General features: G+C 48.4%; 13 protein-coding genes and 2 pseudogenes. 12 read left to right on the top strand and 3 right to left on the bottom strand.

Translation table 11 applies throughout. From position 1 onward, the window contains the following. Nucleotides 1-2: 2 nt before the first annotated feature. From RTW80_RS31595 to yncP, 4 genes and pseudogenes are all read left to right on the top strand, one after another. Nucleotides 3-59: an IS1 family transposase gene (locus tag RTW80_RS31595; RefSeq protein WP_003032489.1), complete on the top strand. Its 57-nt coding sequence runs from the start codon at nucleotides 3-5 to the stop codon at nucleotides 57-59. Nucleotides 60-74: 15 nt separating this feature from the next. Next, a pseudogene (locus RTW80_RS21310) lies at nucleotides 75-221 on the top strand (cytochrome b/b6 domain-containing protein); the annotation flags it as partial. 244 nt (nucleotides 222-465) lie between these two features. Then, on the top strand, nucleotides 466-639 hold the full coding sequence (locus RTW80_RS21305; protein ID WP_000731833.1) for a periplasmic protein: 174 nt from the start codon (nucleotides 466-468) through the stop codon (nucleotides 637-639). Between the two features lie 25 nt (nucleotides 640-664). Continuing rightward, nucleotides 665-733 (top strand): hypothetical protein, encoded by a 69-nt coding sequence (gene yncP, locus RTW80_RS21300; RefSeq protein ID WP_212591405.1) that lies wholly within the window; start codon nucleotides 665-667, stop codon nucleotides 731-733. On the opposite strand, the gene hokB is transcribed toward yncP, so the two are convergent. Next, nucleotides 711-860 (bottom strand): type I toxin-antitoxin system toxin HokB, encoded by a 150-nt coding sequence (hokB, locus tag RTW80_RS21295; protein ID WP_001309484.1) that lies wholly within the window; start codon nucleotides 858-860, stop codon nucleotides 711-713. The genes yncP and hokB overlap by 23 nt on opposite strands. A 398-nt stretch (nucleotides 861-1258) precedes the next feature. On the opposite strand from hokB, the gene trg reads away from it, so the two are divergent. Continuing rightward, nucleotides 1259-2899 carry a methyl-accepting chemotaxis protein Trg gene (trg, locus tag RTW80_RS21290; protein WP_001098553.1) on the top strand — a complete coding sequence of 547 codons (1641 nt, stop codon included), beginning with the start codon at nucleotides 1259-1261 and terminating at the stop codon, nucleotides 2897-2899. Between the two features lie 37 nt (nucleotides 2900-2936). On the opposite strand, the gene RTW80_RS21285 is transcribed toward trg, so the two are convergent. Further along, nucleotides 2937-3860: a LysR substrate-binding domain-containing protein gene (locus tag RTW80_RS21285; protein WP_000414564.1), complete on the bottom strand. Its 924-nt coding sequence runs from the start codon at nucleotides 3858-3860 to the stop codon at nucleotides 2937-2939. Nucleotides 3861-4076: 216 nt separating this feature from the next. On the opposite strand from RTW80_RS21285, the gene RTW80_RS21280 reads away from it, so the two are divergent. The 4 genes from RTW80_RS21280 to rimL all read left to right on the top strand — a co-directional run bounded on the left by RTW80_RS21280 (nucleotide 4077) and on the right by rimL (nucleotide 8263). After that, nucleotides 4077-5420, top strand: a complete 1344-nt coding sequence (locus RTW80_RS21280) for a VOC family protein (protein ID WP_000013759.1) — start codon at nucleotides 4077-4079, stop codon at nucleotides 5418-5420. Between the two features lie 224 nt (nucleotides 5421-5644). Further along, nucleotides 5645-7300, top strand: coding sequence for a glucan biosynthesis protein OpgD (gene opgD, locus RTW80_RS21275; protein ID WP_000375956.1), 1656 nt, complete (start codon nucleotides 5645-5647; stop codon nucleotides 7298-7300). 139 nt (nucleotides 7301-7439) lie between these two features. Then, nucleotides 7440-7664 (top strand): YdcH family protein, encoded by a 225-nt coding sequence (locus RTW80_RS21270; RefSeq protein WP_001296778.1) that lies wholly within the window; start codon nucleotides 7440-7442, stop codon nucleotides 7662-7664. A gap of 62 nt (nucleotides 7665-7726) precedes the next feature. Continuing rightward, the gene (rimL, locus tag RTW80_RS21265; protein ID WP_000140885.1) at nucleotides 7727-8263 is read left to right on the top strand and encodes a 50S ribosomal protein L7/L12-serine acetyltransferase; all 537 of its coding nucleotides are present in this window, start codon (nucleotides 7727-7729) and stop codon (nucleotides 8261-8263) included. Here rimL and ydcK read toward each other — a convergent pair. Beyond that, complete coding sequence (gene ydcK / locus RTW80_RS21260) at nucleotides 8258-9238, bottom strand: YdcK family protein (protein WP_001234053.1); 981 nt, start codon at nucleotides 9236-9238, stop codon at nucleotides 8258-8260. The genes rimL and ydcK overlap by 6 nt on opposite strands. Nucleotides 9239-9361: 123 nt before the next feature. On the opposite strand from ydcK, the gene tehA reads away from it, so the two are divergent. The 3 genes and pseudogenes from tehA to RTW80_RS21245 form a co-directional block, all read left to right on the top strand. Then, complete coding sequence (tehA, locus tag RTW80_RS21255; RefSeq protein WP_001301046.1) at nucleotides 9362-10354, top strand: dicarboxylate transporter/tellurite-resistance protein TehA; 993 nt, start codon at nucleotides 9362-9364, stop codon at nucleotides 10352-10354. Continuing rightward, nucleotides 10351-10944, top strand: coding sequence for a tellurite resistance methyltransferase TehB (tehB, locus tag RTW80_RS21250; RefSeq protein WP_000586744.1), 594 nt, complete (start codon nucleotides 10351-10353; stop codon nucleotides 10942-10944). Before tehA ends, tehB begins: the two co-directional genes overlap by 4 nt. A 302-nt stretch (nucleotides 10945-11246) precedes the next feature. Next, nucleotides 11247-11468 (top strand): annotated as a pseudogene (locus RTW80_RS21245) (DUF3313 family protein); the annotation flags it as partial. Nucleotides 11469-11542 lie beyond the last annotated feature (74 nt).

Genomic DNA, 11542 nt, shown 5'->3' with positions numbered 1-11542 from the left:
CGGTGGAGCTGCATGACAAAGTCATCGGGCATTATCTGAACATAAAACACTATCAATAAGTTGGAGTCATTACCCGGGTAGATAGCTTAAAGTCGTGGCATGAAACGCTGGCGAATCTGGGATATTTTGTCATCGGGTTGCACGCTGCGGCTGCACTGGCACACCACTATTTCTGGAAGGACAACACACTTCTACGCATGATGCCGCGTAAACGTTCCTGAAGGATATTTAAAGAAAACGCCTGTACTAAAACCGACCCGTGGTACAGGCGAAGAATACGGGTCTACATCGGAAGCGCCTATTATATTTATTTGTATGACAAATAAAACCATAATCCTTGCCCATACGTCCATCTGGCTTATTTTTAATCAATTCACCCGATCTTTGATCTCATCAACGGTATCAAAATAAACCAGCGTATAACGTTCAAATCGAACATAAGATTCGATAAACCATGGAGGTTATATGAAAAAACTGGCACTTATTTTGTTTATGGGAACGCTTGTTTCCTTTTATGCCGATGCCGGGCGCAAACCCTGTTCTGGTTCGAAAGGGGGGATCTCACACTGTACGGCAGGCGGCAAATTTGTCTGTAATGATGGTTCTATTAGTGCATCGAAAAAAACATGCACTAACTGAAGTGTAAAAGGGGTGCCATGAGATAATGAATCTGCTAGTCAGATGCGCGGGGAAAATCCCCGCGCTTGCCCTTACCTGGACGTGCAGGCCATGAGCGCAGCAACCTCCTTATCACCGTCCCGGAACCGCAGTTCGTAGAGCGTTTGTCGGGTCAGGAGTGTGAATGTCAGAATCGTAATGCAGATAATGAGCAGACACACCACCAGAGGGTTGCGTTTCATAGCCTTTCTCCTTGCCGGATGGCGGGTAAGAGGCTAAGATCTGAATTGCTATGTTCATTCGTTGGCCTCGGTTGATAGAAATATCGGTCGGGGCCTTCGTCTTTCTGATTCCCGGTTAGCCTGAAAACAGAAAGTCTCAGGCACCCGCAGGCATCCTATGAGGTTTCCTTAGGGACGAAAATAATCACTTCACGAAATTGCGTGCTGTTTTCCAGAATTTTTCGTCATTCGGGTTAGCCCGTTTAATCATTCGTTACTCTCTTCATTCCAATGGCATTAACCTTCTCTGCAATAATTGTTGTAAAAATGTGACGCAAAGAGGCTTTTAGTCGTAAGTAATTACCGTCAAGTGCCGATGACTTTCTATCAGGAGTAAACCTGGACGAGAGACAACGGTAATGAATACAACTCCCTCACAGCGATTAGGTTTTTTGCATCACATCAGGCTGGTTCCGTTATTTGCCTGCATTCTTGGCGGTATCTTAGTTCTATTCGCATTAAGTTCTGCTCTGGCTGGCTATTTCCTCTGGCAGGCCGATCGCGATCAGCGTGATGTTACTGCGGAGATTGAGATTCGAACCGGGTTAGCGAACAGTTCAGATTTTTTGCGTTCAGCCCGGATCAATATGATTCAGGCCGGGGCTGCGAGTCGTATTGCGGAAATGGAAGCAATGAAGCGAAATATTGCGCAAGCCGAATCGGAGATTAAACAGTCGCAGCAAGGTTATCGTGCTTATCAGAATCGACCGGTGAAAACACCTGCTGATGAAGCCCTCGACACTGAATTAAATCAACGCTTTCAGGCTTATATCACGGGTATGCAACCTATGTTGAAATATGCCAAAAATGGCATGTTTGAAGCGATTATCAATCATGAAAGTGAGCAGATCCGACCGCTGGATAATGCTTATACCGATATTTTGAACAAAGCCGTTAAGATACGTAGCACCAGAGCCAACCAACTGGCGGAACTGGCCCATCAGCGCACCCGCCTGGGTGGGATGTTCATGATTGGCGCGTTTGTGCTTGCCCTGGTCATGACGCTGATAACATTTATGGTGCTACGTCGGATCGTCATTCGTCCACTGCAACATGCCGCACAACGGATTGAAAAAATCGCTAGTGGCGATCTGACGATGAAGGATGAACCGGCGGGTCGTAATGAAATCGGTCGCTTAAGTCGTCATTTACAGCAAATGCAGCATTCACTGGGGATGACAGTAGGGACTGTTCGACAGGGTGCGGAAGAGATTTATCGTGGCACCAGCGAAATTTCAGCTGGCAATGCGGACCTGTCATCTCGCACCGAAGAACAAGCGGCGGCTATCGAACAAACTGCCGCTAGCATGGAGCAACTCACTGCGACGGTGAAACAGAATGCGGATAACGCGCATCATGCCAGCAAACTGGCGCAAGAGGCTTCTATTAAAGCCAGCGATGGCGGGCAGACGGTTTCCGGTGTAGTAAAAACGATGGGCGCTATCTCTACAAGTTCGAAGAAAATTTCCGAGATCACCGCCGTCATCAACAGTATTGCTTTCCAGACGAATATTCTGGCACTGAATGCTGCCGTTGAAGCCGCGCGAGCGGGTGAGCAAGGCCGTGGATTTGCCGTTGTCGCCAGCGAAGTACGGACACTCGCAAGCCGCAGCGCCCAAGCGGCGAAAGAGATTGAAGGCTTGATCAGTGAATCAGTCAGGTTAATTGACCTGGGGTCGGATGAGGTGGCAACGGCAGGGAAAACCATGAGCACTATTGTTGATGCCGTCGCGAGTGTCACACATATCATGCAGGAAATCGCCGCCGCCTCGGATGAACAAAGTAGAGGCATAACGCAGGTTAGCCAGGCGATTTCTGAAATAGATAAGGTGACGCAACAGAATGCTTCTCTGGTAGAAGAGGCCTCAGCGGCGGCGTTGTCCCTTGAAGAACAGGCGGCACGATTAACTGAGGCGGTGGATGTATTCCGTCTGCACAAACATTCTGTGTCGGCAAAACCTCGCGGAGCGGGTGAACCAGTTAGTTTCGCTACGGTGTGAAAATGTTCAAGGAGGGATCGACAGATCCCTTCACCTTTCAGAACGGCATTGATTTTCGAATAGCGTTAATCATCAACTGGCAACCAGAAGAGAACGTCGCATCTACGCGGGTCAGTATTCCAATCGGTTCGCCTGCACCATGTCCCGGAACAGGCAGGGCCACCAGCGTGGCATGACGCAGGTCGTCTTTTACCGCGCCAGAAGGGACAAACCACACGTAGTCGTATTCAACCGTAAGTTGACGAGATAGCGAAGCAGACAGCGTTTCGATACAACCCGAAGGAATTTTACATCCCTGGCTCTGTACTAATGCATCTGAATGCTGGCGTGGCGCAGTGCCTTCTGGTGATACAACGACCGGCCATTCCAGCACCCGGCTTAGCGTTACGTTCTCCTGAAGTAGCGGGTGATTAGGGCGGACAACCAGCTTCAGCGATTCAAGAAACAGCAGTTCGTAATTAAGCCCGGTCATCAGTTCAGGATCTGACATCCGACCAATGCCGATATCGATTTCCCCAGTTTTCAAACCCGCCAGAATCATAGGGTTACTCATTGTCGCAACTTGCAAGGTCGTTTCTTTTTGTTGCTGATGAAACTGACCTATAACCGAAGGTAATATCCCCAGTGCCGCAGTAGGTAGTGCACCAACCCTGACGACATCATTATTAAGACCTTCTTTACGATGAAGCGACTGTCCGGCAGTGTTGATGGCGTCAAGAACTCTGACTGCATGCGTTAAAAATTGTTCGCCGGGTAAGGTAAGTTGCGCCCCCTGACGACCACGCTCAAACAAGCGAGCGCCCGTCAGCTGCTCCAGTTCATTCAATGTCTTAGAGAGCGCAGGTTGACTCAAATTAAGGGTTTCAGCCGCGCGCCCCAAAGTTCCTTGTTGTGCGACAGCTACGAATGTATGAAGGTGGCGCAAACGGATGCGCTGACTAAACAGACTATTTTTTTCCATAAGCGATGTTAAAAACGAAGCGGTGTCGCTGACAAGTGAAGTTGTTTGATTATGATAACTTGATTGCAAAATATTATTAACAATTAAAGCAATCATGTTACAGCAAAATGGATAATATTGATGTTTTCGCGGCGAGATCACAGTTTGTAAATTCTTCCCGCCAGAGTGAATGCGGTTACCTACACTCCAGATTACTGACCACTGGAGGCAGACAATATGGCGAACAGCATCACGGCGGATGAGATTCGGGAACAGTTTTCGCAGGCAATGTCAGCCATGTACCAGCAAGAAGTTCCGCAGTACGGCACGCTGCTGGAACTGGTAGCTGATGTGAATCTGGCTGTGCTGGAAAACAATCCTCAACTGCACGAAAAAATGGTAAATGCAGACGAGCTGGCGCGACTGAATGTTGAACGTCATGGGGCGATTCGCGTTGGGACTGCACAAGAGCTTGCTACTCTTCGGCGGATGTTTGCCATTATGGGGATGTACCCGGTGAGCTATTACGATCTCTCGCAGGCGGGGGTGCCGGTACATTCGACAGCATTTCGGCCCATTGATGATGCTTCTCTGGCGCGTAATCCCTTCCGCGTTTTTACCTCGTTACTCCGCCTTGAGCTTATCGAGAACGAAATTTTGCGCCAGAAAGCGGCGGAGATTCTACGTCAGCGCGATATCTTCACCCCACGTTGTCGACTACTGTTAGAGGAATATGAGCAGCGGGGCGGTTTTAACGAAACACAGGCACAGGAGTTTGTGCAGGAAGCCCTGGAAACGTTTCGCTGGCACCAGTCAGCAACGGTAGATGAAGAAACCTATCGCGCCTTGCACAACGAACATCGGTTGATTGCTGATGTGGTCTGTTTTCCTGGATGCCATATCAACCATCTGACGCCACGTACGCTGGATATTGACCGGGTGCAGTCGATGATGCCTGAATGCGGAATTGAACCAAAAATTCTGATCGAAGGGCCGCCGCGCCGCGAGGTACCGATTTTACTACGCCAGACCAGCTTTAAAGCACTGGAAGAGACGGTGTTGTTTGCGGGGCAGAAACAGGGCACGCATACTGCGCGCTTTGGTGAAATTGAGCAGCGTGGCGTGGCATTAACGCCGAAAGGGCGACAACTGTATGATGATCTTCTGCGTAACGCTGGAACCGGGCAGGATAATCTCACTCACCAAATGCATTTACAGGAAACCTTCCGCACTTTTCCTGACAGTGAGTTTTTAATGCGTCAGCAAGGGCTGGCATGGTTCCGGTACCGTCTGACGCCTTCGGGTGAGGCGCATCGTCAGGCGATTCATCCCGGAGACGATCCACAGCCCTTAATTGAACGTGGTTGGGTCGCGGCGCAACCCATTACCTATGAAGATTTCTTGCCCGTTAGCGCGGCGGGGATCTTCCAGTCAAATCTGGGTAATGAAACGCAGGCACGCAATCACGGTAATGCCAGTCGCGAAGCATTTGAGCAGGCGTTGGGTTGTCCGGTTTTGGATGAGTTCCAGCTTTATCAGGAAGCGGAAGAACGCAGTAAACGTCGCTGTGGTTTGCTTTAAATTCTGACCATCCGCCTTTGCAAAAATTTGCCTGATTTTACAAACGAATCAGGCTCATCCCATCGACATAAAAAAAATGCCGATTTATGCATATTCTCTCAGTTCAACAATTGGATTATTAATAAATATTGTCTAGAGTGAGCGGTCATAAATAAGCACTTTCTTGCCGCTGAAAACGACCAGCGCGGGACCATTCACAACACCAGAAGGACTCACTTTCAGGTATGGATCGTAGACGATTTATTAAAGGTTCAATGGCTATGGCCGCCGTGTGCGGTACCAGCGGCATTGCTTCTCTTTTTTCTCAGGCGGCATTCGCGGCAGATTCTGATATTGCCGACGGGCAAACCCAGCGTTTTGACTTCTCCATTCTACAGTCAATGGCGCACGACTTAGCGCAAACAGCGTGGCGTGGTGCGCCTCGTCCGTTACCTGACACGCTGGCGACAATGACGCCGCAGGCTTATAACAGTATTCAATACGACGCCGAAAAATCGCTCTGGCATAACGTTGAGAACCGTCAACTGGACGCTCAGTTCTTCCATATGGGAATGGGATTCCGTCGCCGCGTTCGTATGTTTTCTGTAGATCCAGCAACACATCTGGCGCGTGAAATTCACTTTCGCCCGGAGTTGTTCAAATACAACGATGCAGGTGTTGATACCAAACAATTAGAAGGGCAAAGCGATCTCGGCTTTGCCGGTTTTCGCGTGTTTAAAGCCCCCGAACTGGCGCGCCGTGATGTAGTATCATTTCTCGGCGCGAGTTATTTCCGCGCCGTTGATGATACATATCAATACGGTTTGTCGGCCCGCGGCCTGGCGATCGACACTTACACCGACAGTAAAGAAGAGTTCCCCGACTTTACCGCCTTCTGGTTTGATACGGTAAAACCGGGGGCAACTACCTTTACCGTTTATGCGTTGCTCGATAGCGCCAGCATTACTGGTGCCTATAAGTTCACTATCCATTGTGAGAAAAGTCAGGTGATTATGGATGTGGAAAATCACCTGTATGCGCGCAAAGACATTAAACAGCTGGGCATTGCGCCGATGACCAGTATGTTCAGCTGCGGTACTAATGAACGTCGGATGTGCGATACAATTCATCCGCAAATTCATGACTCTGATCGTCTGTCCATGTGGCGGGGCAACGGCGAGTGGATTTGCCGTCCGCTGAATAATCCGCAAAAATTGCAGTTCAATGCTTACACCGACAACAACCCGAAAGGGTTTGGTTTATTGCAACTGGATCGTGACTTCTCCCATTATCAGGACATTATGGGCTGGTATAACAAACGCCCAAGTCTGTGGGTGGAACCGCGTAACAAGTGGGGTAAGGGCACCATCGGCCTGATGGAAATCCCAACAACGGGCGAAACGCTGGATAACATTGTCTGCTTCTGGCAGCCAGAAAAAGCTGTAAAAGCAGGTGATGAGTTTGCATTCCAGTATCGTCTGTACTGGAGTGCGCAACCGCCTGTTCATTGCCCATTAGCGCGCGTTATGGCGACGCGTACCGGCATGGGCGGTTTCCCGGAAGGTTGGGCGCCAGGTGAACACTATCCCGAAAAATGGGCGCGTCGTTTTGCCGTCGATTTCGTTGGTGGTGATCTGAAAGCTGCCGCGCCAAAAGGCATTGAGCCGGTGATTACGCTGTCCAGTGGGGAAGCGAAGCAAATCGAAATTCTCTATATTGAACCCATTGATGGTTATCGTATTCAGTTTGACTGGTATCCGACGTCGGACTCCACTGATCCGGTCGATATGCGGATGTATCTGCGTTGTCAGGGGGACGCTATCAGTGAAACATGGCTGTATCAGTATTTCCCGCCAGCGCCGGATAAACGTCAGTATGTTGACGACCGCGTGATGAGTTAATTGTTTTTTCTTCGGCACCTTCTTCGGGAGGTGCCGTCTGGTTAAACACGATCCCGCTCGCATTTTTCCCTAAGTTAAATGAGTAATCTGATGGTGTGTATTTCAGATACACCTTGTCAGCCACTAACAGGGAGTGCGTATGTTTCCAGAATACCGAGATTTAATATCCCGTCTGAAAAACGAAAATCCTCGCTTTATGTCCTTGTTCGATAAACACAATAAACTTGATCATGAAATTGCCAGAAAGGAAGGTTCCGACGGTCGAGGGTACAATGCGGAAGTGGTCCGCATGAAAAAACAAAAGCTACAGTTAAAAGATGAGATGCTCAAAATCCTGCAGCAGGAGAGCGTCAAAGAGGTGTAAACTTTCCTAAGCCGCCAGCCAGGCGGCTTTTTTAACAACAGCATGGATTGACTGGAGATAAGATGACTGAAACGATAAAAGTAAGCGAATCACTTGAATTACATGCTGTTGCGGAAAGTCACGTCACACCTCTTTATCAGTTAATCTGTAAAAATAAAACCTGGTTACAGCAGTCGCTAAACTGGCCGCAGTTCGTTCAGAGTGAAGAGGACACGCGAAAAACGGTGCAGGGTAATGTGATGTTGCATCAACGCGGCTATGCCAAAATGTTCATGATTTTCAAAGAAGATGAACTTATCGGCGTTATCTCGTTTAATCGTATTGAACCACTGAATAAAACTGCTGAAATCGGCTACTGGCTGGACGAATCTCATCAGGGGCAGGGGATCATTTCTCAGGCGCTGCAGGCATTGATTCATCATTACGCTCAGTCTGGTGAACTTAGACGCTTCGTGATCAAATGTCGGGTGGACAATCCGCAAAGCAACCAGGTCGCTTTGCGCAATGGTTTTATCCTTGAAGGTTGCCTGAAACAGGCTGAGTTCCTGAATGATGCCTATGATGATGTGAACTTATACGCGCGTATTATCGGTTCATAATAACCCTGCCAGCGGCGTTCGCGTAATGCGCTCCTCGCCGTTAATGACTTTTGGACCACGGACATGAACCGTGTCGCCATCAAAGGCTTCAACGACGGCGTGGTCGGTTAACTCCACATGGTTTTCAATTATCACCGCACCTGAAATACGGCTCTCACCTTGTATTACAACGTGCTCGTCGAGCAGAATCGGTCCACCACGTACCACGGCATTTCCGCCAATCAAGACATGATGTTTTAACACACAATTACCTTCCACAATCGCATATTCCGCCACCTGCGAACTGTAATGAATCGTCGGAATGGCATCTTCTTCTATGCCAGCTTTCACCTGCGCGTGACCGTAGACTTTAGCGCAATCGCATAGCCAGACGTTGTTCTCTTCATTACCTTCAATACTGGCAAAATCAAAAACTTCGGCGCGATGTTCAATAAAAGCATACCGGATGACGGCATCGCCATAAATTTGTGCCTGGTGGACAATACGCGAGGCGCTAACCCTTGCGCGATCATAAATTTGTAGCAGGAGTTGATGGTCAGGCGTTAAGCCTTGTGCTGCGACGATCATAGAATGTTGATTAATTAAGGCGTGACCAAATATTCTACATTGCCCGCAAACCAGTGAGTCATGAATGGTGACACTGTCACTTATATATGCACCCTGGCTGATTTCACTATTATCGATCCAGACATTATCCGTTGCGTAAACCTCTCCCCACAGTACGCTGGTGCCGGTGATGCGCGTATTACCGGAAATCACCGTTCCGCCGAACGCAATAGCATTCTGGTCGTAAATCCAGCAATTTCCTTCCTGTGCTAACACCGTTTCGCGATCGATCCAGCCGCCAGCGGTTCCTGCTATCACATCGTTAAAATCGCTAATGGCGATAATCTGCCGTAATAACACATTTTTTTTAGTGCCATCTTCCTGATAACTAAAGGCTCGCTGTTCTTCACTTAGACGATATTTGCGCATAGCGTTTTCCCACAGGTGACTTACTATAACCGTAGCAAATTCTGCGGCTCTGGCTATGCTCGAGAAAATTCCATAAAATGCATTTCAAATATACTTTATAAATTAAACAAAATGAGTAAGAAGATGCAGAGCGATAAAGTGCTCAATTTGCCGGCAGGCTACTTTGGTATTGTGTTGGGGACGATAGGGATGGGATTTGCCTGGCGCTATGCCAGCCAGGTTTGGCAGGTCAGCCACTGGTTAGGGGATGGGCTGGTGATTCTGGCGATGATCATCTGGGGATTATTGACTAGCGCATTTATTGCCCGACTCATACGCTTTCCGCATAGCGTGCTGGCGGAAGTTCGCCATCCAGTGCTGAGCAGTTTTGTGAGTTTGTTTCCGGCAACGACGATGCTGGTGGCGATTGGTTTTGTTCCGTGGTTTCGCCCACTGGCGGTGTGCCTGTTCAGCTTTGGTGTCGTGGTTCAGTTGGCTTATGCCGCCTGGCAAACTGCGGGATTATGGCGCGGATCTCACCCTGAAGAAGCTACCACGCCTGGACTGTATCTGCCGACAGTTGCCAACAACTTTATCAGCGCAATGGCCTGTGGTGCGTTGGGCTACACCGACGCCGGTCTGGTGTTTTTAGGCGCAGGCGTTTTCTCATGGCTAAGCCTTGAACCGGTGATCTTGCAGCGTCTGCGTAGTTCGGGAGAATTACCCACGGCACTGCGGACATCACTCGGCATTCAGCTCGCTCCTGCGCTGGTGGCCTGTAGTGCCTGGCTGAGCGTCAACGGCGGCGAGGGTGACACGCTGGCGAAAATGCTTTTCGGTTATGGACTGCTGCAACTGCTGTTTATGCTACGTCTGATGCCATGGTATCTCTCCCAGCCATTTAATGCTTCATTCTGGAGTTTCTCGTTCGGCGTATCTGCACTGGCAACCACCGGTTTGCATCTGGGGAGTGGCAGCGATAATGGATTTTTCCATACGCTGGCGGTGCCGCTGTTTATCTTTACCAATTTTATTATTGCAATACTGCTCATCCGTACTTTTGCGCTTCTGATGCAGGGAAAATTGTTAGTCAGAACCGAGCGCGCCGTTTTAATGAAAGCAGAGGACAAAGAATGATCATTCGTGACGAAAACTATTTTACTGATAAATATGAATTAACCCGCACACACTCTGAAGTAATGGAAGCGGTGAAAGTGGTTAAACCGGGTAAAACGCTGGATCTGGGCTGTGGCAATGGTCGTAACAGTCTTTACCTGGCAGCCAATGGTTATGATGTTGACGCATGGGATAAAAATGCCATGAGTATCGCCAACGTCGAGCGCATTAAATCTATTGAAAATCTGGATAATTTACACACTCGGGTCGTTGATCTGAATAACCTCACATTTGCTGGACAGTACGATTTTATTCTTTCGACTGTGGTGCTGATGTTCCTTGAGGCTAAAACCATCCCAGGGCTGATTGCCAATATGCAACGTTGCACGAAACCTGGCGGTTACAACCTGATTGTGGCGGCGATGGATAGCGCTGATTATCCATGTACCGTCGGCTTCCCGTTTGCCTTCAAAGAGAGAGAATTACGTCGATATTACGAAGGCTGGGAGATGGTGAAATACAATGAAGACGTCGGCGAGCTGCACCGCACCGACGCCAACGGTAATCGTATTAAACTGCGTTTCGCCACGATGCTGGCACGTAAAAAATGACCCGGTAAGAACAAAGCGCGTGAAAATTCCCCACGCTGAGATAGTTTACTGTTCTTCTTTTCGGTAAGCATATTTTTTATCGAAGGGATGTGAAATTAATCACAGTAGTCGAAGTTTTTTAGCAGCTTAACTTACTGAAATTTAACTACTGATGATTGACTTAGCCCCTTTTTCGGCATTGACTATGTCGTCTGAAAAGGGGCTGAAAAATTTATTTTCACCAACACTTTTTTTGCCACAACACGAAGCGGCGCTTTTTGCTATAACTTAGAAAGTAATATAATCATCTCATGAAACTATTCATGCGTACCACATCATTTGCGAAAGTTGCAGCTTTATGCGGCTTATTGGCTCTGTCTGGTTGTGCCTCTAAAATCACCCAGCCAGATAAATATTCTGGTTTTTTAAACAATTACTCTGATTTAAAAGAAACAACCTCGGCTACAGGTAAACCTGTTTTACGTTGGGTAGACCCGAGTTTTGATCAAAGCAAATATGACAGCATCGTCTGGAACCCAATCACTGGTGATGCTGCCAACTTACTGATTTAGTGTATGATGGTGTTTTTGAGGTGCTCCAGTGGCTTCTGTTTCTATCA

Source organism: Escherichia sp. AM3 (assembly GCF_032029835.1).
In the GTDB taxonomy this organism is placed as follows: Bacteria; Pseudomonadota; Gammaproteobacteria; order Enterobacterales; family Enterobacteriaceae; genus Escherichia; species Escherichia coli.
This window is presented reverse-complemented; position numbering and strand designations above follow the sequence as displayed.